Origin of the sequence: Oceaniglobus trochenteri (assembly GCF_020529025.1) — a bacterium.
GTDB classification, from domain to species: domain Bacteria; phylum Pseudomonadota; class Alphaproteobacteria; order Rhodobacterales; family Rhodobacteraceae; genus Oceaniglobus; species Oceaniglobus trochenteri.
This window is the reverse complement of sequence record NZ_JACNMM010000007.1, coordinates 196074-221730: the sequence shown is the minus strand read 5'-3', so window position 1 is coordinate 221730 and position 25657 is coordinate 196074. Positions and strand designations below refer to the sequence as shown.

At 63.8% G+C, this 25657-nt stretch carries 23 protein-coding genes; 15 read left to right on the top strand and 8 right to left on the bottom strand.

What is annotated here, in order from left to right; all coding sequences use genetic code 11:
- Positions 1–8 precede the first annotated feature (8 nt).
- From H7828_RS13645 to H7828_RS13615, 7 genes are read right to left on the bottom strand one after another with little or no spacing between them, the layout of a single operon-like run.
- The gene (locus H7828_RS13645; protein ID WP_226781605.1) at positions 9–317 is read right to left on the bottom strand and encodes an L-rhamnose mutarotase; all 309 of its coding nucleotides are present in this window, start codon (positions 315–317) and stop codon (positions 9–11) included.
- Positions 314–1477, bottom strand: coding sequence for an enolase C-terminal domain-like protein (locus H7828_RS13640; RefSeq protein WP_226781604.1), 1164 nt, complete (start codon positions 1475–1477; stop codon positions 314–316). Before H7828_RS13640 ends, H7828_RS13645 begins: the two co-directional genes overlap by 4 nt.
- 3 nt (positions 1478–1480) lie before the next feature.
- Entirely contained in the window at positions 1481–2539 is a 1059-nt protein-coding gene (locus H7828_RS13635; protein ID WP_226781603.1) for an ABC transporter ATP-binding protein, read from the bottom strand.
- Positions 2540–2542: 3 nt separating this feature from the next.
- A complete protein-coding gene (locus H7828_RS13630; RefSeq protein ID WP_226781602.1) occupies positions 2543–3694 on the bottom strand; it encodes an enolase C-terminal domain-like protein in 1152 nt (383 codons plus the stop codon).
- The gene (locus H7828_RS13625) at positions 3691–4548 is read right to left on the bottom strand and encodes a carbohydrate ABC transporter permease (RefSeq protein ID WP_226781601.1); all 858 of its coding nucleotides are present in this window, start codon (positions 4546–4548) and stop codon (positions 3691–3693) included. The genes H7828_RS13630 and H7828_RS13625 overlap by 4 nt, the downstream gene beginning before the upstream one ends.
- Positions 4545–5432 carry a carbohydrate ABC transporter permease gene (locus tag H7828_RS13620; RefSeq protein ID WP_226781600.1) on the bottom strand — a complete coding sequence of 296 codons (888 nt, stop codon included), beginning with the start codon at positions 5430–5432 and terminating at the stop codon, positions 4545–4547. Before H7828_RS13620 ends, H7828_RS13625 begins: the two co-directional genes overlap by 4 nt.
- A 21-nt stretch (positions 5433–5453) precedes the next feature.
- On the bottom strand, positions 5454–6767 hold the full coding sequence (locus H7828_RS13615; RefSeq protein ID WP_226781599.1) for an ABC transporter substrate-binding protein: 1314 nt from the start codon (positions 6765–6767) through the stop codon (positions 5454–5456).
- Positions 6768–6906: 139 nt separating this feature from the next.
- Between H7828_RS13615 and H7828_RS13610 the strand changes: the two genes are divergently transcribed.
- From H7828_RS13610 to H7828_RS13585, 6 genes are all read left to right on the top strand, one after another.
- Positions 6907–7923, top strand: a complete 1017-nt coding sequence (locus H7828_RS13610; RefSeq protein ID WP_226781598.1) for a LacI family DNA-binding transcriptional regulator — start codon at positions 6907–6909, stop codon at positions 7921–7923.
- Entirely contained in the window at positions 7920–8990 is a 1071-nt protein-coding gene (locus H7828_RS13605) for a Gfo/Idh/MocA family protein (protein ID WP_226781597.1), read from the top strand. Before H7828_RS13610 ends, H7828_RS13605 begins: the two co-directional genes overlap by 4 nt.
- Complete coding sequence (locus H7828_RS13600; protein ID WP_226781596.1) at positions 8987–9733, top strand: SDR family NAD(P)-dependent oxidoreductase; 747 nt, start codon at positions 8987–8989, stop codon at positions 9731–9733. The genes H7828_RS13605 and H7828_RS13600 overlap by 4 nt, the downstream gene beginning before the upstream one ends.
- A gap of 44 nt (positions 9734–9777) precedes the next feature.
- The gene (locus H7828_RS13595; protein ID WP_226781595.1) at positions 9778–10707 is read left to right on the top strand and encodes an amidohydrolase family protein; all 930 of its coding nucleotides are present in this window, start codon (positions 9778–9780) and stop codon (positions 10705–10707) included.
- A 109-nt stretch (positions 10708–10816) separates the two neighbouring features.
- On the top strand, positions 10817–11128 hold the full coding sequence (locus H7828_RS13590; protein ID WP_226781594.1) for a MocE family 2Fe-2S type ferredoxin: 312 nt from the start codon (positions 10817–10819) through the stop codon (positions 11126–11128).
- Complete coding sequence (locus H7828_RS13585; RefSeq protein WP_226781593.1) at positions 11125–11925, top strand: 3-methyl-2-oxobutanoate hydroxymethyltransferase; 801 nt, start codon at positions 11125–11127, stop codon at positions 11923–11925. The genes H7828_RS13590 and H7828_RS13585 overlap by 4 nt, the downstream gene beginning before the upstream one ends.
- A 171-nt stretch (positions 11926–12096) precedes the next feature.
- Here H7828_RS13585 and H7828_RS13580 read toward each other — a convergent pair whose 3' ends face one another.
- Complete coding sequence (locus H7828_RS13580; protein WP_226781592.1) at positions 12097–12774, bottom strand: GntR family transcriptional regulator; 678 nt, start codon at positions 12772–12774, stop codon at positions 12097–12099.
- A gap of 219 nt (positions 12775–12993) precedes the next feature.
- On the opposite strand from H7828_RS13580, the gene H7828_RS13575 reads away from it, so the two are divergent.
- From H7828_RS13575 to H7828_RS13535, 9 genes are all read left to right on the top strand, one after another.
- Complete coding sequence (locus tag H7828_RS13575; RefSeq protein WP_226781591.1) at positions 12994–15108, top strand: hydantoinase/oxoprolinase family protein; 2115 nt, start codon at positions 12994–12996, stop codon at positions 15106–15108.
- Complete coding sequence (locus H7828_RS13570; protein ID WP_226781590.1) at positions 15101–16786, top strand: hydantoinase B/oxoprolinase family protein; 1686 nt, start codon at positions 15101–15103, stop codon at positions 16784–16786. Before H7828_RS13575 ends, H7828_RS13570 begins: the two co-directional genes overlap by 8 nt.
- A 24-nt stretch (positions 16787–16810) precedes the next feature.
- Positions 16811–17851, top strand: a complete 1041-nt coding sequence (locus tag H7828_RS13565; protein WP_226781589.1) for an extracellular solute-binding protein — start codon at positions 16811–16813, stop codon at positions 17849–17851.
- 42 nt (positions 17852–17893) lie between these two features.
- Positions 17894–19534, top strand: coding sequence for an ABC transporter permease subunit (locus H7828_RS13560; protein ID WP_226781588.1), 1641 nt, complete (start codon positions 17894–17896; stop codon positions 19532–19534).
- A complete protein-coding gene (locus H7828_RS13555) occupies positions 19515–20639 on the top strand; it encodes an ABC transporter ATP-binding protein (protein ID WP_226781587.1) in 1125 nt (374 codons plus the stop codon). Before H7828_RS13560 ends, H7828_RS13555 begins: the two co-directional genes overlap by 20 nt.
- A 51-nt stretch (positions 20640–20690) precedes the next feature.
- Positions 20691–21578 (top strand): aminotransferase class IV, encoded by an 888-nt coding sequence (locus tag H7828_RS13550; RefSeq protein WP_226781586.1) that lies wholly within the window; start codon positions 20691–20693, stop codon positions 21576–21578.
- Positions 21579–21795: 217 nt separating this feature from the next.
- A complete protein-coding gene (locus H7828_RS13545; protein ID WP_342592298.1) occupies positions 21796–22467 on the top strand; it encodes a FadR/GntR family transcriptional regulator in 672 nt (223 codons plus the stop codon).
- Between the two features lie 173 nt (positions 22468–22640).
- On the top strand, positions 22641–23636 hold the full coding sequence (locus H7828_RS13540; RefSeq protein ID WP_226781584.1) for a mannonate dehydratase: 996 nt from the start codon (positions 22641–22643) through the stop codon (positions 23634–23636).
- Positions 23637–23684: 48 nt separating this feature from the next.
- Positions 23685–25604, top strand: a complete 1920-nt coding sequence (locus tag H7828_RS13535) for an ABC transporter substrate-binding protein (RefSeq protein ID WP_226781583.1) — start codon at positions 23685–23687, stop codon at positions 25602–25604.
- Positions 25605–25657 lie beyond the last annotated feature (53 nt).

Here is a 25657-nt window from a genome sequence, read left to right as displayed (position 1 = left end):
GAACCTCGTCAGGAAGAAGCGTTGAAATCAAACATCGTTTCCAGATCGGTCTGGATTGGGCGCGTGTCGGGGTGAACCTCCATCAGGGGCGCCATGTGTGCCCACCATTTCCACATCACCGGATCAGGTTCGCCCGGGGCCGGGCCGTCGCGGTCTTGCACGGCAAAGAGGGTCAGCCCGTGGCGGTGGATGGTGAAGCGCGACACGCCCGCCTTGCGCATCTGGTCCAGCATCTCGGGCCAGATGGCATCGTGGCGGGCCTTGTATTCGGCCGCGCAGCCCGGTTTCAGGGTCATGATCCAGGCGCGGCGCGTCATCGGGCGATCACGTTGTCGTCGATGTAATCCCAGACGATATCATACCCCAGGCCGGGGCCGGTGGGCAGGGTGATCATGCCGTCGGGGTCCATCGGATCGCAGTTGGCGCGCAGATAGGGGTGGGGCGCGTCGTAATCCACGCCGGGGGCCAGCAGGCCCTTTTCGTAGTATTCGCTGGTATCCTCGCTGGTGGCGCCCATGGCGTGAAGATTGCCCCAGCCGGCCATGTGGATTTCGCACTTGATGCCGTAGGCCTCGCAGACCACCGCCGTCTTGCGGCAGCCGGTCAGCCCGCCGCGCCGCACGTCCATCCGGCTCATGTCGCTCGCGCCGCGCAGGATCCATTCGGCGCGGGTGAAGACGCCGCCGGCGGCGATTTCGGGCGCCAGGATCGGGATCGACAACTCGCGGCACAGGCGCACATAGCTCTCCACGCGATATTCCGGCATCGGATGTTCGAACCAGTAGAAATCTAGCGATTCCAGCACCCGCCCGACCTTTATGGTTTCTTCCAGCGTGTGATAGGTGCCCCAGACATCGTACATCAGCACCATGTCGGGGCCGACAGCCTCGCGCACCAGGCGGCAGGTTTCGATATCGGCCTTGATGTTCGACGGGCGGCCCGGCGTGGGGGTGCCGGTTTCGGGGTTCCAGAAATAATGGGGGTGGATCTTGTAGGCGGTATAGCCCTGGGCCTGGCATTCCAGCGCGTGATCGGCATAGACCTGCGGCGCGCCGATGTTGGGATAGGTCGAGGCATAGCATTTGACCCGGTCGCGCGCGCCGCCCATCACCTTGTAGGCCGGTTGGCCAAAGGCGCGCCCCGCCAGATCCCACAGCGCCAGATCGACGACCGAGGCGACAACCTCGGGAATATTGGCGACCCAGAGCCATTTCCAGATCATCTCGCGGTCGAAGGGGTCTTGCCCCAGCAACAGCTCCCTGATCCGCCCGGTCAGAAGCCCCGCCTCGACCACGTTCAGCCCGTCCTGATCGCCATGCTTGCCGCCGCCCAGGAAATACCCCGAAAGCCCTTCGTCGGTGTCGATGCAGGTGACGGTCTGCGTCACCTCGGCGTTCGGCAACAGGCGGCCATGGCCGATGTCCCACCGGTCCGCATGGGTGCGGAAGGTGATGACGCGGACATCGGTGATCTTCATGGCCTAGACTCCGCCAAGGCGTGCGCCGGTTTCGGGGTCGAAGGCGTGCAGCTTGCCCGGTTCGACCGACAGGTTCAGGGTGTCGCCCAGCCGGGCCGTGACCCGGTCGCGCGTGGTGATCAGCACATGATCGCCCGCGATATCGACAGTGAACTGGATTTCCGCGCCCGTCGGTTCGACAAGGGTGACAGGGGCATCAAGCGCGCCGCTGCCGATGACGAAATGTTCGGGCCGCACCCCGGCGGTAAAGGCCTGTCCCTCGCCCAGCCCGGCGGGGGCCGCGCCCAGCACCTGACCGTTGGAAAGAACCGCCTTGCCCCCCTGGGCGGTGCAGGACATGAAATTCATCGAGGGCGACCCGATGAACCCCGCCACGAAAAGATTGGCGGGCGTGTCGTAAAGATCGAGCGGCGCGCCGATCTGTTCGACGTGGCCGTCCTTCATCACCACGATCTTGTCGGCCATGGTCATCGCCTCGATCTGGTCGTGGGTGACATAGACGATGGTGGTACCAAGGCGCTGGTGCAGCTCCTTGATTTCCGAACGCATCTGGACGCGCAGTTTCGCATCGAGGTTGGACAGCGGTTCGTCGAAGAGAAACACCTTGGGGTCGCGCACGATGGCCCGGCCCATGGCAACCCGCTGACGCTGGCCGCCCGAAAGCTGCTTGGGATAGCGGTCAAGCATCGCCGTCAGGCTGAGGATCTCGGCCGCCTTGGCGACCTTGCTTTCGATCTCGTCCTTGGGAACCTTGTTGAGCTTGAGGGAAAACGCCATGTTTTCCCGCACCTTCATATGCGGGTACAGCGCATAGTTCTGGAACACCATGGCGATGTCGCGGTTCTTGGGTTCCAGCCCGTTGATCACCTTGTCGTCGATGGAAATGTCGCCGGCGCTGATCGTCTCCAGCCCGGCAAGCGAGCGCAGGAGCGTGGATTTCCCACAGCCGGACGGGCCGACCAGAACGACGAATTCGCCGTCGGCCACGTCAAGGTCGATGCCATGCAGCACCTCGACCGGGCCATAGGATTTGCGGATGTTGCGAAGTGTGACGGACCCCATGGGTTAGCTCCTGCTTTGGCTCGGACGGGCGGATTCGCCGTCGAAAAGTGCCGAAATATGTTCGGGAGGACGGTTGCCGGCGGTTGGCACCGCAACCCGGCCTCCGGCGATCCGGGCGCGCGGGCCGGTCAGTTCGTACAAGGGCGAGGTTTCGCCGCGATCCACGAATTCAACCACCGCGTCGGTCTGGCGCGCGGCGGCCAGCGCTAGCGCCCAGGGCTGTTCGCATGTGTTGTGAAGGATCACCGGCACCGATTTCTCTGCCGCCATGTCAAGGATGCGCAGCACCTCGGTGATGCCCCCGGCCCAGGCGACATCGGGTTGCAGCAGGTCGCACAGATCCTCGCGCATCAGTTCGGCGCAATCCCAGCGGGTGAAACAGAAGTTCCCCAGCGCAAGGCGGATGTCGCTGCCGGCCTCGGCACGGATGCGGCGCAGCCCGTCCAGATCGTAGGGCGGCAGGGGGTCTTCGATCCAGTAGACATCCAGATCGCGCGCCGCCTCGGCAAAGCGCAGGGTATATTCTGCATCCCAGGCCATGAAGCTGTCGAGCATCACGCGCCCCTTGCCGGCCACGTCGCGGAACTGGGCGATGTATTTCACGTTCTCGGCCAGCCCCTGATCGCCGGCCGAGGGTTCAAAGGGCATGGCGGCCTTGATGCCCCACCACTCCGCGCCGCCGTGCGCCTCGGGTTGGGGGGTGGTGCAATAGACGGCCAGATCGGGGGTTTTCGCCCCGCCCAGCAGATCGACCAGCGATTTGCCTTCGGTCCTTGCCTTCAGATCCCACAGGGCGATGTCGATGCCCGCAATCGCCATCATGGGAAAGCCGGATCTGTCGCAGGGAAGCAGGGAAAAGAACATCTGGTCCCAGACTTCGGAGATGTCCGTCACCTCGACCCCGTCCAGAAGGCGCGAGAGGTGCTGTTCGATGATCATCGCCACGATCTCGCCGCCGTTGGTGGCGGACCAGCCGACCTGGCCATCGTCGCTTTCGATGCGCACGAAGACCTTCTTTGTCGGCCACATCCAGCTTGACCGTTTCTCGCCGAACTGCGGAAACCGCGACATGGGCGAGGCGACGCGCGTGGTTTGCAGCTTTTGCGCCTGAAAGCCCATGTCGACGGCGCGGGCCTGAATCGAGGTGATCTTCATCCCTTCACCGCCCCGGCCAGAAGGCCGCGTGTGAAATAGCGTTGGCCGAAGAAGAAGACCAACATGATCGGCATGGCCACAAGGCTGGCGGCGGCGCCAACGCGGTTGAATTCGATGGTGAAGAGTTCGACGAAACTGGCCAGGCCGATGGTCACGGTCTTGCTGTCCGAGCTTTCCATCAGGATCGAGGCGAAGGCGAATTCGGACCATGCGCCGACGAAATGCCACATGGCGGCGGTGATCAACGCGGGCGTGGCCAGGGGCAGCACGATCTTGACCATGCATTGCAGACGCGACGCCCCGTCCATCATCGCGGATTCCTCAAGCTCGAAGGGGATTTCACGCAGGGAGGATGCGATGATCCAGGTGGCGAAAGGCAAGCCGAAGGCCGAGTAGAGCAGCGTCAGGCCCAGAAGGCTGTCTTGCAGGCCAAGGTTGTTCATCAGCCGGTAGGTGGGCAGCAGCAGCGCCGCCCCCTGGAACATCCGGCTGATCAAGAGCCCGCCCAGGATCAGGTCGCGGCCCGGAAACTGGATCCGGCTGAAGGCGTAGCCGGCCAGGGTACCGAAGACCAGCACGATCAGGGTCGAGCTGACCGAGACAAGGAAGCTGTTCGAGATCAGCCGCGGCCAGTTCAGGATCTGGCTGGACTGCGACGTGGTGTCGAACAGGGCCGTATAGGCCTCGATTGTGGGGGCGACGGGCCAGAAGGTCAGCGGCAACGAAGCCAGTTCGCCCGTCGTCTTGAACGAGGCCAGGAACAGCCAGAAGATCGGGAACAGCACATAGGTGGCGATCACCAGACCGAAGATGGACAGGCCGATCCAGTAAAGCGGGCGCGGCTGCGGATTCATGAGTTACCCCCTGCGGCCCAGGACCGGCGGTTGATGTAAAGGTAAAGGCCGACGACCGTCATCAGGAACACCAGGTTCACCACCGACATGGCCGAGCCGACGCCCCAGTTGAAGAACTGGAAGCTCTGTTGATAGATGTAGGTCGACATGATCTGGCTGGAGTTGGCCGGACCACCGCCCGTCATGACCCAGGGCAGGGTGAATTCCGCCGTGATCCAGATCATCGAGATCACCGTCACCGCCGTCAGAGAAAAGGCGATGTTGGGCACCACCACGAAGCGGAACCGGTGCCAGCCGTTGGCGCCATCCATGCGCGCCGCCTCAAGCTGTTCCGAAGGCACCGAACGGATCGCGGCGCAGAGGATCAGGGCCACCAGCGGCATCTTGCGCCAGATCAGCACGATCACCAGCATCCACATCACAAGGTCGGGGTTGCCAAGGAACGAGATCGCCCCGTCGGTCAGCCCCATGCGCGAGATATAGTCGCCGATCACGCCCACCTGGCCGTGCAGCATCCATTTCCAGGCCATCGCCGTCACCACGTCGGGCAGGACCCAGGGCAACAGAATGATGGCGCGCAGGCCCATGGTCATCTTCGAATCGATGGCCAGGAACATGCCCACGGCAAGCCCTGTCATCACGCACAGGATTGTGCCGCCCAGGATCCAGATCGCGGTGTTCTTTACCACCGTGGGAAAGACCGGATCGGCGAAAAGCGCGCGGAAGTTCGACAATGTGCCGAACCCCCTTTCCTGGCCCATGACCACGCTGGTCAGGGACAGGGTTCCGACATCCCATGTCGGGCCGATGACGAAGGCCAGAACCGCCGCAACGACGGGCAGTATCATGAAGTAGGCTAGCCATGTGTCGCTGCGACGGTTCATATCTTTATCCTTTCCGGGCGATCAGCCGCGCAGCAGGTCGATCTGCGCCTGGGCTGCCTCGGTTGCTTCGTCTGCGGCCTCTTGCGGGGTCTTCTGACCCAGGACCACCTGCTGGATCGCCGTTGCCAGGGCCGATTCCACGGCCGAGACGCCGATGAAACGCGGCATCGGTTCGGCGCCGTCGAACAGCGTGCCGGCGTTGTAGGATTCAACCCAGGCAGGCCATGCGTCGGCCAGGCCCTGTTCGCTCCAGGCGCTCTTGCCGGCGGGAACGCGGGCAATCTCGGGGTTGCCGCCCCAGGTGTTCAGCTGCTCGTTCTGCGACCAGAAATCGAGGTATTCGATGGCGGCCTCGGGGTTCTTGGTGCTGCTGGACACCATCAGAACGGCGGTGCCGTCCATGATCGCGGCCACGGGCGGGAAGGCGCCCGAGGGTGCGTCGGGTTTCGGGAAGGGCGCGCCGGCCCAGTTCATGCCCTCCATCACGCCCCAGGGGGTGTTCAGCCAGGACAGGCCGATCCACATGGCGGCGCGCTTCTGACCGAACAGCTGCGCGGTGTCGCGGAAGTTGGTTTCGGTCATCGAGTTGCCCGAGGGGGTGGAGCCATCGGCGATCAGGTCGGCGTAAAGTTGCAGCGCACCGACGACGCCCGCGTCGTTCAGCGTGACCTTGCCGGTTTCCTCGTCGAAGATGCGCCCGCCGTTGGCATAGGCGATGCCTTCGAAGATGTTGATGTCGACGGGGGCCGTGGTGGCCGGGAAGGCGATGCCCGGGCGGTCGGCGGTGGTCAGCTTCTTGGCGTATTCACGCAGCTCGCTCCAGGTTTCGGGCGGGCGGTCGTATCCGGCCTCTTTCATCGCATCGGTGTCGATGGCGATGAAGGTGGCCATGTCGACATAGGTGGGCAGGCCGTAAAGCTTGCCCTCGTGCATGCCCGAGGACAGGATTTCGGGAACGATACGGTCCTTCCAACCCTCCAGCTTGTCGCCCGCGATCTCTTCCAACGGCTGGATCATGCCGAAACCGGCGAATTCGGGAATGTCCTGGCCGAAGGCGATGATCACATCGGCCAGCTTGCGGGTCTGGAACCCGGCCAGGATCTTCTGACGGCGGATCTGCCCGTTGAAGAAGGAATAGTTCAGGTCGATGTCGGGGTTGGCGGCCAGGAACTTGTCGTTCGCGGCGGGCCATGCCTCGACCTCGGCGGGGGTGCCGCCGAATTTCCAGACCGAAAGCGCCCCCGATGCGGCGCGGGCCGGAATCGAGGTTGTCGCCAGCGCCAGAAGCGCTGTCGTTCCGGCAAGGAAGCCGCGGCGGCCAATATCAGTTTTCATCAGTCTTTCCTCCCATGAGATGTCCCCGACAGGTTGGGGAACAGAAATGACATACGAATGTCATATGCTGTTGCACCGGAACTAGCGGAATGATATTCGTATGTCAACGGGTTCGAAGCCAAAGCGTCAGGGATGCCAGATGACCGACAAAAAGCGAAAGGTGACGCTCAAGGATGTCTCGGCAGCCTCGGGAGTGTCGCTGATCACGGTGTCGCGCGCCCTGCGTCTTCCCGACACCGTGCAGCCTGCCACGCGGGCCAAGGTGATGAAGGCGATCGACGATATCGGCTATGTTCCGAACCTGACCGCACGTTCGCTGGTGTCGAACCGTTCGGGGATGATCGGTGTCGTCGTCCCGATTCTCACCAGTTCGCTGTTTGCCGATTTCGCCCAGGGCGTGGCCGGGGCGCTGCATCGGGACAATGTGCAGATGTTGCTGGGCGTCAGCGAACGCTCGGTCGATCTTGAGGCCGAGGCGGTGCGCACCTTCATCGCCCGCCAGGCGGATGCGATCATCGTTACCGGCTTCACCCATTCGAAGGCCTGCCTGAAGCTGCTGGAGACCTTTGACGGCCCCGTGGTCGAGACGTGGAACACCCGCCGCGCACCCATCGACATGACGGTGGGTTATGACAACTTCGCCGCCTCGGCCGAGATGACCCGCTATCTGATCAAGCGCGGGTATCGCGAAATCGCCATGGTGGGCGGCGCCTTTGAAAACAACGACCAAGCGGTGGATCGCCACGCCGGTTTCCTGTCGGCCATGGCCGAGGCCGGGCGCAGCGTGCGTGACGAATTCGTCGTCTCGGTGCCCAACCCGACCACGATGCACAGCGGCGGCGAAGCGATGAACCGCCTGCTGGACGGCCCGGTCAGGCCCGACGCGGTGTTCTTCCAGGCGGAAATCCCGGCCCTTGGCGCGGTCATGGCCTGCATGTCGCGCGGGGTGTCCATGCCCGGTGACGTGGCCATTGCGGGGTTCGGCGATCTGAACCTGTCGGCGCTTCTGCCCGTGCCGCTGACCACGGTGCGCATCAAGGCGCGCGAGATCGGCGAGCGCAGCGCGCGCATGGTGCTGGACCGGCTGGCCGGCGATGAAATCTCCGACACCGTTCAGGATGTCGGTTTCGATCTGATGATAAGGGAAAGTGCATGACTGCCTCACAGAAACCCGTCCGCGCCGCCGTGATCGGCGCCGGGCATTTCGCCTATCGCGTCCATATCCCCGTGCTGGCCGCCCGCCCCGAAGTGGTGCTGGACAGTGTCTGCCGGCGCGGCGCCGAGCCCCTGAAGCTGATCAAGGAGGAGTTCGGCTTTGAATTCGGGGCCGAGGATTGGCGCGACGTGCTGGAGCGCGACATCGACATCGCGGTGATCGCGACGCCGCATCACCTGCATTACGAACAGGCGATGGCCTTTCTCGACAAGGGCTGTCACGTTCTGGTGGAAAAGCCGATGTGTCTTGATCCGGTTCAGGCTTGGGAACTGGTGGAAAAGGCGCGCGCCGTCGGGCGCGAACTGGTGGTGTCCTATGGCTGGCACTACAAGCCCGGCCTGTCCGACGCCCGGGCGATGATCGAACGGATCGGGCGCATCGAACATGTGGTCTGCCACATGGGGTCGTTCACCCGGTCGGTCTTTGCGGGCAGTGGCGGCGCCGGGCGGTGGGCGCATATCAAGATCCAGCCCCAGGCCGAAACCTGGCAGAATGCCGATGCCGGGGGTGGCTATGCCTATGGGCAACTCAGCCATGCACTGGGCCTGCTGTTCTGGCTGACCGACCTGCGGGTCGGTTCGGTGCGGGCGCAGACCCTGAACGCCGAAAATGGTGTCGATCTGCACGATGCCGCCGTTGCCCGTTTTGACGGCGGCGCCACGGGCGTCTTTTCCGGCACCTGCGGCGTGCCCGACGGCCATGGCTTCGAGGTGGATCTGCGGATCTACGGCGAGGGCGGGTCTGTCTTGCTGGACATCGAAACCGAACGGCTGATCCTGAAACTGCCCGGCGGCACGCGGGAAGAGGCCCAGGTGCCCAAGGGCGCCTGGTTCTATTCCTGCGAAGGCCCGGCGAACGCGCTGGTCGATCTGGCGCTGGGTCAGGGCACGAACGAAAGCGGCGGCGCCATCGGCGCGAAGGCCGTTGAAACCCTGCATGCGCTTGTCGCATCGGCGCGGGCCGAGGGGCAGGTCATCGACATCACATCAAAAGGAACATCCGAATGAGCGCTCCCGAATTCAACCAGCAGATTGCCGTCGTCACCGGCGGTGCCCAGGGCATCGGCGGCGCGGTTGCCGCGCAACTGGCCGAAAAGGGCCTGCGCGTCGCGATCTGGGACATGGACGAAGCCCTGGCCCAGGCCACGGCCGACACCCTTGGCAACGGCGCCGTCGCGGTGAAATGCGACGTTTCCGACTGGGGCAGCGTGCAGGCCGCCTATGACGCGACCATTAAGGCCTGCGGGCGGGTCGACGTTCTGGTCAATTCGGCCGGCATCGCGGGGGCCAATGCTCCGGTGGCCGACTACCCGGTGGAAGAGTTTCAGAAGATCGTCGCCATCAACCTGAACGGCTGTTTCATGGTCAACAAGGTGGTGGTCAAGGGCATGGAGGCACAGGACTACGGGCGCATCGTCAATATCGCATCGGTCGCGGGGAAAGAGGGCAACCCCAATGCCTCGGCCTATTCCGCCTCGAAGGCCGGGGTGATCGGGCTGACGAAATCCCTGGGCAAGGAACTGGCCGGCAAGAACATCGCGGTGAACTGCGTGACGCCCGCCGCCGCCCGCACCCGCATCTTCGACCAGATGAAGCAGGAGCATATCGACTACATGCTCAGCAAGATTCCCCGGGGCCGGTTCCTGGAGCTGGACGAGGCCGCGGCGATGATCGTCTGGCTGTGCACGCCGGAAAACAGCTTTACCACCGGGGCCACCTTCGATCTTTCGGGCGGGCGGGCGACCTATTGATCCTGCCCTATTACCATCGTTCCGCCGGGGCGGAGGGCTGAGCCATGGCCGGACACCAGCCGCGCGCGATTGTCGATGCCCATCACCACCTGTGGGAACTGGGGCGCTTTCCCTACACCTGGCTTGCCCCCGACGCCCCGCCGCGCCCCTTCGGCGATCATACCGCGATCAAGCGTGACTACCTGCCCAACGATCACCGCCGCACCATCGGCGACATGCCGGTGGTACAATGGGTGCATGTCCAGGCAGAATGCGGCGCGTCCGACCCCGTTGCCGAAACGGCCTGGCTGGCACAGTTGGCCCGGACAGAGGGCGCGCCCCAGGCCGCGGTCTTTCACGCCGATCTAAGCGCGGATCATGCGCCGTCGGTCCTTGCGGCGAATGCCCGGTTTGCCATCGCGCGGGGGGTGCGCGCGCCGGTGTCCTGGCATCCATCGGGGCGGTTCTGCTTTGCCAACCGCCCCGGCGTCATGGGCGAACCGGCCTTCCTGAAGGCCGCCTCCCTGCTGCCCGGTCTGGGCCTCTCGCTTGATCTGGTGGTGGTGCCCGATCAGCTGACCGAGGTCGCAGCCCTTGCCGCGCGGATGCCCGAGCTTCAGATCGTCATCAACCATCTTGGTACCGCCGAACCGGCGACGCGGACGCCCTGGGAAAAGGGAGTCGATGCCATCGCCGCCCATCCCAACATCGCGATGAAGATCTCGGGCCTCTGGACCATCGACCTTGCCTGGCGCGCCGAGAAACTCGCGCCCTACCTTCGGCATGCCTGCGCCCGGCTTGGCCCGTCGCGGCTTCTTTATGGCAGCAACGCGCCGATCGAAACGCTGAACTGTACGATTCCCCGTCAGATTGCCGTTCTGACCGAAGTGCTGGATCATCTGTCGCCTGCGCAACTGGACATGATCCTTGCCGGAACGGCGCGGCGCGTCTATCGGCTGCCCCCGGGTGTGATCGCGCAGCATGCGCCGGCGTGAATGGCTTGCGGTTTCCCGCGAAGGACGCAAAACTCGGCTCCGACGCATTGCAACGCCGATGCCCCGCCTCCATGACTGCAAAAGACACTGCACTTAAAAGGAAGAAAAGATGCCCTGGATTGACGCCTGTGCCACCGATGATGTCGAAGAAGAGGACGTGATCCGCTGGGACCATGACACGCGGACCTTCGCCATCTATCGCAGCGCCGACGACGAGTATTACTGCACCGACGGGCTGTGCACCCACGAACAGGTTCACCTGGCCGATGGCCTGGTGATGGACCACGAAATCGAATGCCCCAAGCACAACGGGTTGTTCGACTATCGCACCGGCGAGGCCAAGCGCGCCCCGGTCTGCGTCAACCTGGCGACCTATGAAACCAAGGTCGAAGGCGACCGCGTCTTCGTGATGCTGACATGAGCCGCAAGCGCCCCACCGTCGCCGACCTTCGCGCCCAGAAGGGCAAGCGTCAGCTTCCCATGCTGCGCATCGAATCACTGGACGAAGCCGCCGCCGCCGAGGCGGCGGGCATCGAGATCGGGTCGGTCATCCCCGAGCTTTGCGCCGACCCCCGGTTCCGTGACCTGGCCCCCGGCATCTTTGCCATGACCGGCAAGGAACACCTGACCGCAGGCACCGCCGAGGATTACCTGCGCTGGTGCGGCAATGCCATCGCGGGCGGGGCCGATGCGGTCTATTGCTCGGGGTCGTTTGAAACGGTCGAATACCTGGCGCGCGAACATATCCCCGTCGTCGGCCATGTCGGGCTTGTCCCCGCACGGGCCACCTGGACGGGCGGTTACCGCGCCGTGGGCAAGACCGCCGACAGCGCGCTTGAGCTGTATCGCCAGGTCAAGGCCTATGAGGCGGCAGGCGCCATCGCCGTCGAGATCGAGGTGGTGCCCGCCAAGGTTGCCGAGGCGATCAGCCGGCGCACCAGCATCCTGTTGTGGTCGATGGGCGCAGGGGCGGGGTGCGATGCGCAATACCTTTTCGCCTGCGACATCCTGGGCGAAACCCGCGGCCACATTCCGCGCCACGCCAAGGTCTATCGCGATTTCGCCCGCGAATATGACCGCCTTCAACAGGAACGCATCGCCGCCTTCCAGGAGTTCGTGGCCGATGTCGACAGCGGGGCCTTCCCCGAAGACCGCAACCTGGTTCCGATGCCAGACCCTGAGTTTGACCGCTTCATGGAGGCCCTCGAAAAGGCCTGAGCGGTGTTGGCCAGCGTTTTCGCGCCCTTGCCCAAATCCGTGACGGGCAGGAAATGGGCGCGAAGGCATCCGCGCAATATCTGCTGACAGGCGGCGCTTGTCGTCTGTCAGCAATCGGTCGCGGGATCGCAGATGTGCTTTGGTGAAACGAGCGGGGGCTGGGGCTGCCGCTTATCGCGCTTCGGCCTCCGGGGCGGTCGGTGTTCGTGCCAGCCCCTGCTTCATGTGTTCGCGGATCACGGATTTCATCACCTCGAAATCCTCGCCCAGGGCTGCGGCGACGTAGTCGTCGTGGGCGTCGCGCTTGGGCCCCTGGCGCTGATGCGCCCGATGAAGCGTGGCCCAGTAGAGTTGCACGCGCCCACGCAGACTGTGCCAGACGGTCTTCAGCAGGTTGTGCCCTGTCGATTCGTAGACAAGGGAATGCAGGGCCAGTTCGGCAAGAAGGCTGGCTTCGTCGTCCTGGCGGTCAATGCAGCTTTGCAATTCCTCGTGCCGGGCCACCAGATCGGCGCGAAAGGCCGCATCCCGGTGATCCCAGATCAGTTCGAAGGCGAAAATCTCCAATGTCGTGCGAAGCGAATGCATCTCGCGCACGTCCGAGTCGGTGAGGGCGACAACCTGTGCGCCTCCGAAAGAGCGGGTGGTGAGAAGACCTTCGTTGCTGAGCGCGCGGATGGCTTCGCGCAGGGGGCCGCGGCTGACGCCGAATTCCGCCGCGATGCGGGTTTCGACAACCTGGCTTCCGGGCGGCAATGACCCGTTCATGATCGCTTCGCGCAGTTTCTCATGGACGAGGTCGCCGAAGGTACTGCGTTGAATTCTCTCGATTCCGGCTGCCTTGGCCACGATGCCTCCCCCTTCATGTCCGGATGTTCGTCCGACGCAATCGCCGATGGAACGCCCTGCAATTTTCCCTGTCAAGCATAGTGCCGGTGCGGGCAATAACAATAGACTGTCTATAGCTAACAGCAAACTGTTGACAATTGACCAACGGTCTTTAATCTTTCGAGTCATGCGGCGCCCCCTTTGCGCGCCGGGGATGAATTCGGATTGCTGGAGGCACGGGTGCAGGACAAGAAGCGCGACTATCGCATCGGCATCGACATCGGTGGCAGCTTCAGCGATGCGGTGCTTTTGCATGACGCCTCGGGCCAGGTCTGGACCGCGAAGGCCCTGACGACAGCCGACCCCACCAAGGGCGCGATCGAGGCGATCGAACGGGTGGTGCAAGAAGCGCAGGTCACGCTGGAAGAGGTCGGATCGATCGTCCACGCGACGACGCTGGTGCCCAACACCATCCTGCAACGCCGTGGAACCGAAGTCGGGTTCATCACCAACCTCGGGTTCGAAGATCTGATCCATATCGGCCGCGAGGCGCGATATGACACCCTGCACCTCGACGCGCCCCTGGTGGAACCGCTGGTCGCGCGCCGCAACTGCCGGGGCGTGGCAGGGCGGATGCTTGCGGACGGAACCGAGATCGAACCCTTCGATCTGGATGGGTTGAAGCGCATCCTGGAAGAATGGAAGGGCACCGGCATCTCGGCTGTCGCGGTCTGCCTGATGCATTGCTACGCCAATCCGGCCCATGAGCAGGCGGCATTGGCCGCGATCCGGTCGGTGCTGGGAGATGATTTTCCCGTCTCGCTGTCGTCCGAGGTGGCGCCGGAAATCCGCGAGTTCGAACGTGCCTCCACGACGGTTCTCAATGCCTACGTCCAGCCCGTCGTCAGCGGCTATCTGAACCGCTTCGAGACGGCACTGGCCGATCTCAGGTACAAGGGGCAACTGTTGGTCATGCTGTCGGAAGGCGGCGTGACCTCGGCCAGCGTGGCATCGAAGTTTCCTGCGCGGATGCTGGAATCGGGGCCTGCGGCGGGCGTGCTTGCGGCGGCGGGCTATTCCTCGGGCGATCGCAACCCGGCGCTGGTGGCTTTCGATATCGGCGGCACCACCGCCAAGGCCTGCCTGGTCACCGAAGGGCGGCCACAGCGCACCGCCAGCCTGGAAGTGGCGCGCACCCGGCGTTTTGCCAAGGGCAGCGGCATCACGGTCCGCTTGCCCAGTGTCGACCTGATCGAGATTGGCGCCGGGGGCGGGTCCATCGCGCATACCGATTTTCTGGGGCTTCTCAAGGTCGGGCCGCAATCCGCAGAGTCGCGCCCCGGTCCGGCCTGTTTCGGGATGGGCGGTGCCAAGCCGACGGTGACCGACGCCAACCTTGTCCTTGGGTATTTCGATGCCGAGGGCTTTGCCGGCGGCACCATGCAGCTGGATCTCGCCGCCGCGCGCGATGCCATCGCCACCCTGGCCAAGCCGCTGGAGGCCAGCGTCGAGGATGCGGCCCTGGCCATCGTCAATTCCATCAACGAATCCATGGCCGATGCGATCCGTGTGCACCTGGCCGAACACGGTCTTGACCCGCGCCGCGCCACCATCCTGGCCTCGGGCGGGGGCGGGCCGCTGCATGCCGCCCGCGTGGCGCGCAAGCTGTCCATCGGCAAGGTCCTGGTGCCTGCCAACGCCGCCGTCCTTTCGGCGGTGGGGCTGCTGGTCACGCCCCCCGCGATCGACCTGGTGCGCTCGCACATCATCCGCCTAACGCCGGATGCCGATTATGACCGGCTGTTCCGGATGCTGAAGGAGGTGGAAGCCGAAGCGCGCGCCACGCTGGCCGACACGGGCGTGCCTGCCGATGCCATCAGGATCGAACGCTGGGCCGATTTCCGTTGGGTCGGCCAGACGCATTCCGTCGAAACGCCGCTGCCTGATTGCGACACGGGCAGCGAATTCGCTCAGGCCGCGGTCGAGAATTTCAACGCGGAATGCACGCGCATCTACGGCGCGCCGCTGGAGCCGACGGTCCTTGAATCCGGCAACTGGCGCATCCGTGCCACCGTAAGCCAGGAAAGCCCCGACATCCGCGCCGAGACGGTTGCCGGGCAAGCGGGCGAGGTGCCGACGCGCACGCTCTGGTTCGAAGGCACCGGGGGGGTTGTCGGCAAGGTCTATCAGCGCGCCCAGTTGGAGCCCGGTTTCCGGGCCCCCGGTCCGGCTATCGTCGAAGACCGCATGTCGACCGCCCTCATCGGCCCGCACGACAGCCTGGAAGTCGACGACCTGGGGAATCTCGTCATTTCCATCAATCATGAAGATACCAGCCGAGGTCAGAATGTCTGAGATCGACACCCTGCATATCGAGATCATTCGCCAGCGCCTTGTCAGTATCGCCGAGGAGAGCGAGGCGACGATCCTGCGCACCGCCTATTCATCGACGGTTGCCGAGGCCGCCGATTTTTCGGCCGGGCTGTTCGATGCGCAGCGCCGCCTGATCGCCCAGACACCGCGCGCCCTGGGGGCCTTCATCGGCATCCTGGGCACCGCCCTCCGGCGCCTTCTTGAGGATTTCCCGCCCGAAACCCTGTCGCCCGGCGATGTCATCATCACCAACGACCCCTGGATCGGGGCGGGGCACCTGCCCGATATCGTGATGATACGCCCGATATTCTATCGCGAGCGGATCGTCGGCTATTCCGCCAACGTGGCCCATGTGGCCGACCTGGGCGGCAAGGTCTCGGCCGAGGCGGCGGACATGTTCGAGGAAGGGCTGAGCATTCCGCCCATCAAGTTCTATGAGAAGGGCAAGATGAACCGCACGGTTCTGGCCTTCATCGCCGCCAACAGCCGCTTGCCGACCCACGTCAACGGCGACCTGCACGCGCTGAACACCGCCAACAAGATGGCGGCCCAGCGGGTTTGCGAGCTGATGGACGAATACGGGCTGGACGAACTGACCGGCTTCAGCGACCAGATCCAGTCGCGGGCCGAAAAGGCGGTGCGCGCACGCATACGCGAGGTTCCCGACGGGGTCTATACCGGAAGCGCCACCTCGGACGGCGCCGATGCCCCGCTGAAGCTGAACGTGGCGATCACGGTCAAGGGCGATACGGTGACGGTGGACTATGCCGGCACCTCGGACCAGGTGCGCTGGGGGTTGAATGCCCCCTTCAACCTGACCCGGGCCGAAACGCTCTATGCCCTGCGCATCGCCTTTGCCCCGGATGTTCCGGTCGTCGACGGTGCCGTCGCCCCCTTCACTGTCACAGCCCCCGAGGGCTGCGTGCTGAACCCCCTGCGCCCCGCGCCCACGATGATCAGGGTGACGGTGGTGCAGAACGTCTATGGCGCGGTCTTCAAGGCGCTTGCGCCGCTGGTGCCCGAACATATCGCGCCCAACCGGTTGCATGCCCATTTCGGCGGGATCTGGGCCGTGCGCTTTCGCGGAACCTATCCGAAGGTGCCCGCCGCCTATGCCAATGGCGGCCCGCCCCAGGTCAACGCCACCTTCACCGAGGCCTATTTCGCCAATGGGGGGGCGGGCGCGCTGCCCGATTCCGACGGGCATTCGACGATTTCGATGCCGGTCAACTGCGCCAATATCCCGGTCGAGATCATGGAGGCCCGCGCGCCGATCCTGTTCGAATACAAACGCCAGGAGCCCGACACCGGCGGCCCCGGAAAATACCGCGGCGGCGTGGGCCAGGCCTTTGCCATCAAGGTGCTGAGCGATGTTCCCGTCGATTTCGTGCCCGGCACGAACGACCGCGTCGACAACCCGCCCTTCGGCCTGTTCGGCGGCCAGGCCGGGCGCGGCGGCGGCTTCTGGATCGAGGGGCAGAAGGCCGACCGGCGCCGTTCACAGCGGATGGAGCACGGTCAGGTCGTCACGGTGGTCGTTCCCGGTGGCGGGGGCTGCGGCAACCCGTCCGAGCGCGACCGCGCGGCGATCGCGGAGGATCTGAAGGAAGGTCTGATTACATCAGAGGGCGCCGCCCGCGACTATGATTATCGCGACTAGCGTCCCAACAAGGAGGAGATGGGAGTGATTACCGGAAAAGTGAAACAGGGCGCGATGGCAGCCGTTCTTGCGGCGGCCCTGCCGCTGGTGGCGGGCGAAGCCACCGCGCAGAACCGCGCGCTGGTGCTGATGAGTTCGGGCGGCGTGCTGCTGGACGCGCAGAAGAAGGCCTTCATCGAGCCTTTCGAAGAAGCGACGGGCATTCGCGTCGTCACCGTGGCCCCCGTGGATTTCGGCAAGATCCAGACCCAGGTCGAGGTTGGCCGGGTCGAGATCGACGTGGTGGAATGGGCGCCGGAATTCGCCATCCGCTTCTGCGGCACCGTGCTTGAGAAGATCACCGACGAATTCGACATGTCGGTCTTCGATCCGAAATACGTCAGCAACGAATGCGGCATCCCGCAGGCGACCTTCACCCACCCGTTCTTCTACAACAAGAACGTGTTCACCGGTGACGTGCCAAGCACCTGGGCCGATTTCTTCGACACCGAGAAGTTCCCGGGCAAGCGCGCGGTCTGGAACTCGGGCTATGGAACGAACTTCGAAAAGGCGCTGATCGCCGATGGCGTTGCCGCCGAAGACCTGTATCCGCTGGATTTCGAAAGGGCGCTGGCAAAGTTCGACGGCATCAAGGATGACATCATCTACTGGAACACGGCCGCGCAGCTGGTTCAGCTGATGCAGGAAGGGTCGGTCGATCTGGTGGCAGGCTGGGGGCCGGCGGCGACGCAGGCCATCATCAACGGCGCCGATGCCTATGTTCCCGTGATGAACCAACCGATCATGATCTACAATCAGCTCATGATCCCGACGGGCGCGCCGAACCGCGAAGAGGCGCTGGAGTTCATCCGCTTCGTCACCTCGCAGGAATCGCAGCTGGGCCATGTCTCGACCTATCCGCAGGGCCCGACCCGCAAGGACGTGAACCCGACCGAGTTCGCGAATGAAACGCTCAAGCAGAACTATCCCGGTTCCGCGACCAACGCTGTCGATCTCGATCCGTCGTGGCGCTGGCAGCACATCGGCGAGATGGGCGATGCCTGGGTGAACTGGTCGACACAGTAACGCCCAACCGGGCACTGCGAAAACGCGAGGGCGGGTGAAACGATGAAGTCACCGAACATGTGGAAACTTGCGGTCATTCCGGCCCTGCTGTTCCTGATGGTGGTGGTGATCCTGCCCCTGGGCAACACGATCTGGACAAGTTTTGCCAAGCCCGAACTCGGGCTTGGCAACTATGTCGAATTCTTCGCGCGCGACGCCTATGTGCGGATTCTGGTGCGAACCATCCTTACCGCGCTTCTGGTGACGGTGGCCTGCCTGCTGATCGCCTTTCCCTATGCCTATCTGATGACGCTGGTGGGCGCGCGCTGGCGGCTTGTCATGGTGGGGGCGATCCTCATTCCGTTCTGGACCAGCGCGGTCGTCAGAACCTTTGCCTGGATGGTGCTGCTGCAACCCAGCGGCTTGGTGAACCAGGCGCTTGGCCTGTTCGGCCTGGGGCCCTATTACCTGACCGGCAACCTGATCGGCGTGCTCTTGGCGATGACCCAGGTGATGCTGCCGCTGATGATCCTGCCGCTCTTTTCCGCGCTGGCCTCGATCGACCGCAAGCTTCTGGTCGCCGCCAACGGGCTTGGCTCTCCGCCGCTCAGGGCCTTTCGCCGTGTGATCCTGCCTCTGACGGTGCCGGGGATCGTGGCAGGGTCGGTGATTGTCTTCGTCTCGTCGCTTGGCTTCTATCTCATCCCGCAACTTCTGGGCTCACCGCGCCAGCAACTTCTGTCGCAGCTGATCGTGGACGAGGTTTCGGTGCGGCTGAACTTCGGGATCGGATCGGCCATGGCGGTTGTCCTGTTCCTGGCAACGGCGCTTATCCTACTGTCGGCGCGCAAATTCGGCGGATCAACGGAAACCTTCGGGTCCACCAATGTTCTTTCGCCGCGCGGCGCCGAGACGCTTTCGGGGCGCAGGCCGGTTGCGCTGGTGATCTTCTCGGGGATCGTGGGGATGATCCTGGTGGGGCCGGCCATGGTGCTGATCCCGCTCAGCTTCACCAACGAAGCCTCGTTCGTCTTTCCGCCCGAATCCTACTCGCTGCGCTGGTACGCCAACTTCTTCTCGTCGCGCGACTGGATCGAGGCGCTGACCAACTCTCTCAAGATCGCGGGGCTGGTGACGGTCTGCGCCACGGTGCTGGGCGTGCTGGCCTCGTTCGGGATCGTGCGAAGCCGCTCGCGTTTCGGACGCTGGGCGCAGGGCATCATCCTGGTGCCGCGCATCGTTCCCACCGTGATCGTCGCGGTGGCCGTCTATGCGGTGTTCCTGGTCTGGGGGTTTACGGCCACGACCACGGGTTTCGTGATGGCGCATACGGCCCTCGCGGTGCCCTTCGTCGTCGTCATCGTGTCGGCGGCGGTCAAGACGCTGGACCCGCGGCTTGAGATCGCGGCGCAATCACTCGGCTCGTCGCCGCTGCGCGGGTTCTGCCGCGTGACGCTGCCGCTGATCTGGCCCAGCGTCGCCAGCGGTGCCCTGCTGGCCTTCATCACGTCCTTCGATGAGGTCATCATCTCGCTCTTCCTTCAGGGGCCGTTCCTGCGAACCCTGCCGGTGCTGATGTTCTCAAGCATCCAGGACCGGATCGATCCGACGATTGCCGTCGCCTCGACCCTCATCCTGGCGCTGGCGTCGATCCTTATCATATTGAACCTGGTGTTTAGAAAAGATGGCCAAAATATTAGCTGACAATTCCGAAGGGCAGGGCGCCGCGGTTCGACTTGAAGGCGTCAAGCGCAGCTACGGCGACGTCATTGCCGTGGAGAACGTCAACCTTGACGTGAAGCCCGGCGAATTCGTGACATTGCTGGGCCCCAGCGGCAGCGGCAAGAGCACGACGCTCAACATCATCGCGGGCTTTGAACAGGCCACGGCGGGCGAAGTTTTCGTCAACGATCAGCCCATCGGCAGGCTGCCCGCCCACAAGCGCAACATGGGCATGGTGTTTCAGCACTATGCCCTGTTCCCGCACATGACCGTTTCCCAGAATGTCGCCTACCCGCTGGAAGAACGGCGGATGGCCAAACAGGACATCGCCGAAAAAACCAGGGCGGCGCTGGATCTGGTGAAGCTGGGGCATCTGGGCGATCGCAACATCGCGCAGCTTTCGGGCGGCCAGCAGCAGCGCGTTGCACTGGCGCGCGCCATCGTCTTTTCACCCCATATCCTGCTGATGGACGAACCCCTTGGCGCGCTCGACAAGCAGTTGCGCGAAGAACTTCAATACGAGCTGAAGGAACTGCATCGCCGCATCGGTGTGACCGTCTTCTTCGTGACCCACGACCAGGAAGAGGCCCTGGCCCTGTCGGACCGGATCGCGGTTTTCAACGACGGCCAGATCCTTCAGATCGGAACGCCCCGCGCCCTGTGGGAGGCCCCCCAAAGCCCCTTCGTGGCCAATTTCATCGGTGAATCGAACCTGATCCCCGGTGCCATGGCGCAGGGCAGGTTCCGCGCCCGCGATCAGGACTATCAGGCAGGCCCGAATGCAGGTGACGGCGCGGCGACCCTTCTGGTGCGCCCCGGCCAGTTGCGGGTCAGCGCCGCGGATGGCGCGGTGCCCGATGGGCACAACCGGATCACCGGGAAACTGGCATCATCGGCCTTCATGGGTTCGGTGCGGCGGCTGGTGGTCGATTGCGGCGCGAATGGCCGGTTCCAGGTGGTCGAACAGATCGGCGCCTTTTCCGATACCGCCGATGGCGACGCCGTGATCCTGCACTGGCACCCCGACAACAGCATCCTCGTCGAAGGTGTGGACGACACCGTCGCCAATGTCTTCGACGCCCGCTGAGCCCTTCCAGGGCCTTCACCCGCGACCTCATACTTCCGGAGAAAAGAACCAATGACCGAACAGCTTGTCTATATCAACGGCGATCTCGTGACGCGCGAGAACGCCAAGATTTCCGTCTGGGATCGCGGCTTCCAGAGCGGTGACGGCGTCTATGAAGGCCTGCGCGTCTACAATGGCGGCGTCTTCCGCCTGCATGAACATGTTGCCCGCCTGATCCGCTGTGCCCATGCCCTGCGCATCAACCTGAAGATGACCCATGATGACATCTGCAAGGCGATCCTGAAAACGGTCGAGGCGAACGGCCTGACATCTGATGCCCATATCCGCATCACCCTGACCCGCGGCGACAAGCCCACCACCGGCATGGACACCAAGATCGGCGAAGACTGGCCACCCTGCCTTGTCATCATCATCGAACCCAAGAAGCCGAGCTTTCCGAAGGACGGTCTGCGCCTGATCACGTCCAGCGTGCGCCGGATGCCCGCGCAATGCCTTGACCCAAAGCTGCACACCCTGAACCAGTTGGGCCAGATCATGGCCAAGATCGAAGCCAACAACGCCGGCGCGAACGAGGCGATCATGCTGGACATGCAGGGCTTCGTGGCCGAGACCAATTCGGCCAACCTGTTCATGATCGAGGGCGACACCCTGCGCACCCCCAAGGTCGATGCCCTGATGCCGGGCCTGACGCGCGGTTACATGCTGAAGATCGCGGCCGATTTCGGCCTGAAGGCGGTCGAGGACAACATTTCGCTGGGCGATCTCTATTGCGCCGACGAAGTTTTCATGACCGGCACCGTCTGCGAAATCGTGCCGGTGACGGAAATCGACGGCCGGCGGATCGGCGCGGGCAAGCCCGGGCCGCGGACGCTCAAGCTTCTCGAACGCTATCTTGAAACCGCCAACAGCGAAGTGACCCGGGCCGCCGAATTCGCCTGAGGCTTTCCGCACCGCGCAGGGCGGATCATCCGGTTTCGGAGTGTTCCGCTCCATTTTTCGACCGGCCGGAATATTCCGGCCGGTCGAATTGCATTTGGCAGGGCCGCCCGCCTGTCGGGCTCCCCTTGCCATCGTGGGGTTTATCGGGGTAATCTGACTGACAAATTCTGGCTATCGAGGCAACATGGCTCCGAAACATGCGTCAAGATCGGATCACGTGTTCGCCGTTCTGCGCGAGGAAATTCGCAGCGGAAAACACCCCGTCGGTGCGCGTCTTCCAACCGAACGTGAACTGATACAACGCTTTGATGTCAGCCGGGTCTGCGTGCGCGAGGCGCTGGCCGCCCTGCGGTCGATGGGGCTGGTATCGTCGCGACAGGGCTCGGGTGTCTATGTGTCGGACGCCCAGGCCGAAGGGAACGGCGTGCTCCTGACGGCAACCACCCATGCCGAGATCCTGGATTGCCTGGAGCTGCGACTTGCCATCGAAGTCGAGGCCGTGGGCCTGGCCGCCATGCGCCGTAGCCCCTCCCAGCTTGACGCGATGACCGATTGCCTTGTCGAAATGCGGCGGTGCATCGAAGCCGGATCGCCCTCGGACGAGGCCGACTGGGCCTTTCATCGTGCCGTGGCGGCGGCCGGGGGAAACAAGTATTTCACCCGCCTGATGGACGGCCTTGGCGCCCGGGCCATCCCGCGGAATTCCCTGCCCGGTCAAAAACGCGACGCCACTTGGGAAACCGCCCAGCACGCCGAGCATATGGCGATTCTACAGGCGGTCAGCGCGCAGGACCGCGATGCAGCGCGCGCCACCATGCGGACACATCTGACCAACGCCATGGCACGCTATCGCGAGATGCGCGTCGCCGCGCTGATGAAAAAAGTTTGACAGATTTATATGATAACTTTACCGATAACTACCAATTAACCTGTGAGGTGCCATGACCGCGGAACAACGTGAAGGACGCCCGGCGATGCGTGTCTGTTGTTTCGGCGATGCGGTCGGGGTGGATTTCGCGACGCCTCGCACCCTGTTCGCAACCGCACCGCGGGAGGACCGTCATGCTGCTTGGCACTCAATTCAGGGCGCGTGACGACGACGATTATCGCGTCATGGCGCAACTGGGGGTGACCCATGTCTGCGCCGATCCCGATGGCAATCCGCATGACTGGACGCTGGATGTGCTTCAGCGTCATCGCGACCGGATCGCAGGTTTCGGGCTGAACCTCGATATGGTTCAACTGCCGCTGGCCTCTTGTGTAGTGGAAGATTCGCAAAGCCCCGACATCGTGCTTGCAGGGCCCGATCGAGACCGACAGATCGACTCCATCTGCCGGTTGATCGAACGGCTGGCCGCGGCCGGCATCGGGGCGGCGAAATACAACTTCAATTTCATCGGCATCCCCCGCAGCGCCCCCGAAGAGGGCAGGGGAGGGGCGCGCAATGCCGCCTTCCGCTGGGACAGGATGGATCAGGCCGCGGCGCCCGGCCTTGCCGGCAGCCTGGACGAGGACGAGATCTGGGAACGGATCGACTATTTTCTGGCCCGTGTCGTGCCGGTCGCCACGGCCAACCGCCTGCGTCTTGCCTGCCATCCCCATGATCCGCCGACGCCGCCCGGCTATCGTGGCGTGACCCGCGTGCTGGGCAGCGTCGAGGGACTGAAGCGGTTCGTGACCCTGCATGAAAGCCCCTATCACGGCCTGAACTTCTGTCAGGGCACCGTGGGCGAAATGCTGGACGACCCGGCGCGCGAGATCGGCGAGGTGATCCGCTGGTTCGGCACCCGGGGCAAGATATTCAACGTCCATTTCCGCAATATCAGGGGCCGCCGCCTGTCGTTCATGGAAACCTTCCCCGACGAGGGTGACATGGACATGTGGGCGGCGCTGAAACTCTATGCCGAAACGGGCTACAGATACATGGTGATGCCGGACCATGTGCCGCAAATCTCGGGGCGTGACGGTGAGAATACCGCCTTCGCGTTCTGCTATGGGTATATCGCGGCACAGCTTCAGGCACTGCGGGCGGAGGGGCTTCTGAACACGACGGCATAGGGATTGCGAAAACACCGAAGAGTGAATTCAAGGGAGGAGAACCAAGAAATGACACTTTACTGGAAAATGGGTGCGCTGGCGCTCTCGCTGGGGTTGGTCACGACGCCAACCTGGGCGCAGGACTACAACGAGGCTCCGGCGCTGGCCGAGGCCGTTAAGGCCGGCAAACTGCCGCCAGTTGCCGAACGTCTGCCCGCCAAACCCGAGGTGATCACCCCGGTCGAACAGATCGGGACCTATGGCGGCACGATCCGCCGCGGTCTGCGCGGTTCTTCCGACCACAACAACATCCTGCGCTTCCTGTCGCCGCAGGGCCTGACCCGCTGGAACCCCGATTTCACCGAGGTCGTTCCAAACCTCGCCGAAAGCTGGGAGGTCAGCGACGACGCGTCGGAATACACCTTCCATCTGCGCGAAGGCACCAAGTGGTCGGATGGCGCACCCTTCACGGCGGATGACGTGCTGTTCTTCGTCAACGACCTGCTGACCAACGCAGACTTCTACGGTTCGGCGCCGCCGGCCCGTTTTGTCATCGAGGGCCAGCCGATGACGGCCGAGAAGATCGACGACTACACCGTAAAGCTCAGCTTCGTTGCGCCCTACGGGCAGTTCCTTCAGGAACTGGCAACGCCGCTTGCACAGGAACCGGTCCTGTGGGCCAAGCATTACTGCTCGCAGTTCCACCCCACCTACAATTCCGATGTCCAGAGCATGGTCGACGCCGAGGGCGCGGCCGATTGGGCCGATCTGTTCCGCCGCAAGTGTGGCGACCTGGAGATCCCGGCGCGCTGGGGCAACCCCGACCGGCCGACGCTCGATCCCTGGGTGGCGACCGACGAGGCCTATACCGGCGACGCCACCCGCGTCGTATTTGAACGCAACCCCTACTTCTGGCAGGTCGATACCGAGGGCAACCAGCTACCCTATGTCGACAAGGTGCGCTGGAGCGTGGAGCAGGACGCGGAAAGCCTGGTCCTTCAGGTGCTGGCCGGCGAGATCGACATGCAGGCCCGCCATCTGGACGCCTCCAAGAACATCCCGGTCTATTACGAGAACCAGGAACGTGGAGGCTATGACATCCTGGAGCGCCTGAACTCGGATGCCAACGCCATGGGCTTCTATCTCAACCTCAACGAGAAAGACCCCGAGCTGAACAAGGTGTTCAATTCCAAGGATTTCCGCATCGCGCTGAGCCTTGGCATCAACCGCGACGAAATCATCGACCTTGTTTACCTGGGGCAGGGCGAACCCTTCCAGATCGGCGCACGTCCGGGCCACGCGCTGTACAACGAACAGCTGGGCCGTCAGTTCACCGAGTATGACCCCGACCGCGCGAACGAACTTCTGGATGGCCTGGGCCTGACCGAACGCGACGCCGAAGGCTATCGCCTGCTGCCGGATGGCAAGCGCCTGTCGTTCCAGGTCGACGTGATCCCGACCCTTCAGGTCGAATGGGTCGATGCGATGGAACTGGTCAACGAACAATGGAAGGCCCTCGGGATCGAGACCACCACCAACACCGTCGAACGGACCCTCTACTACGAGCGGGGCGACAGCAACGATTTCGAGATGCAGGTCTGGAACGCTCCCGGCGGGCTCGACCCCACGCTCAGCCCGCGCAACGTGATGGCCGTGCATCCCCAGGGCAGCCGTTTCGCCCTGCAATGGGCCAAGTGGTATCTGTCGGGCGGCAAGGACGGCATGGAACCCAGCGACAGCATGAAGCGGCGCTATGACCTCTTCGCCGAGTTCAAGTCCGAGGCCGATCTGCAAAAGCAGCTCGAGATCTTCGAGAAGATCCACCAGGAAGCGGCGGATGCCTTCGAGGTGTTCGGCGTCGCGCTTCCGGCCAACAAGGTCGGGATCAAGAGCAGGAAGCTGAAGAACGTGCCGATGTCCTTCCCGGCGGCGTGGATGTATCCCGATCCGGGCCCGACCCTGCCGCAACAGTACTACTTCGAGAAGTAACATTCTCCGGCGGCGCGGCGGGTTCTTCGCCGCGCCTACCACCTGCCCCCACC

Bases quoted from the DNA above. Each gene is read 5' to 3' on its own strand.
- H7828_RS13645 (WP_226781605.1), bottom strand. From the start codon at position 317: ATGACGCGCCGCGCCTGGATCATGACCCTGAAACCGGGCTGCGCGGCC.
- H7828_RS13535 (WP_226781583.1), top strand. From the start codon at position 23,685: ATGACACTTTACTGGAAAATGGGTGCGCTGGCGCTCTCGCTGGGGTTG.
- H7828_RS13550 (WP_226781586.1), top strand. From the start codon at position 20,691: ATGACCGAACAGCTTGTCTATATCAACGGCGATCTCGTGACGCGCGAG.
- H7828_RS13635 (WP_226781603.1), bottom strand. From the start codon at position 2,539: ATGGGGTCCGTCACACTTCGCAACATCCGCAAATCCTATGGCCCGGTC.
- H7828_RS13555 (WP_226781587.1), top strand. From the start codon at position 19,515: ATGGCCAAAATATTAGCTGACAATTCCGAAGGGCAGGGCGCCGCGGTT.
- H7828_RS13595 (WP_226781595.1), top strand. From the start codon at position 9,778: ATGGCCGGACACCAGCCGCGCGCGATTGTCGATGCCCATCACCACCTG.
- H7828_RS13600 (WP_226781596.1), top strand. From the start codon at position 8,987: ATGAGCGCTCCCGAATTCAACCAGCAGATTGCCGTCGTCACCGGCGGT.
- H7828_RS13640 (WP_226781604.1), bottom strand. From the start codon at position 1,477: ATGAAGATCACCGATGTCCGCGTCATCACCTTCCGCACCCATGCGGAC.
- H7828_RS13625 (WP_226781601.1), bottom strand. From the start codon at position 4,548: ATGAATCCGCAGCCGCGCCCGCTTTACTGGATCGGCCTGTCCATCTTC.
- H7828_RS13560 (WP_226781588.1), top strand. From the start codon at position 17,894: ATGAAGTCACCGAACATGTGGAAACTTGCGGTCATTCCGGCCCTGCTG.
- H7828_RS13620 (WP_226781600.1), bottom strand. From the start codon at position 5,432: ATGAACCGTCGCAGCGACACATGGCTAGCCTACTTCATGATACTGCCC.
- H7828_RS13590 (WP_226781594.1), top strand. From the start codon at position 10,817: ATGCCCTGGATTGACGCCTGTGCCACCGATGATGTCGAAGAAGAGGAC.
- H7828_RS13540 (WP_226781584.1), top strand. From the start codon at position 22,641: ATGCTGCTTGGCACTCAATTCAGGGCGCGTGACGACGACGATTATCGC.
- H7828_RS13605 (WP_226781597.1), top strand. From the start codon at position 7,920: ATGACTGCCTCACAGAAACCCGTCCGCGCCGCCGTGATCGGCGCCGGG.
- H7828_RS13570 (WP_226781590.1), top strand. From the start codon at position 15,101: ATGTCTGAGATCGACACCCTGCATATCGAGATCATTCGCCAGCGCCTT.
- H7828_RS13615 (WP_226781599.1), bottom strand. From the start codon at position 6,767: ATGAAAACTGATATTGGCCGCCGCGGCTTCCTTGCCGGAACGACAGCG.
- H7828_RS13610 (WP_226781598.1), top strand. From the start codon at position 6,907: ATGACCGACAAAAAGCGAAAGGTGACGCTCAAGGATGTCTCGGCAGCC.
- H7828_RS13585 (WP_226781593.1), top strand. From the start codon at position 11,125: ATGAGCCGCAAGCGCCCCACCGTCGCCGACCTTCGCGCCCAGAAGGGC.
- H7828_RS13630 (WP_226781602.1), bottom strand. From the start codon at position 3,694: ATGAAGATCACCTCGATTCAGGCCCGCGCCGTCGACATGGGCTTTCAG.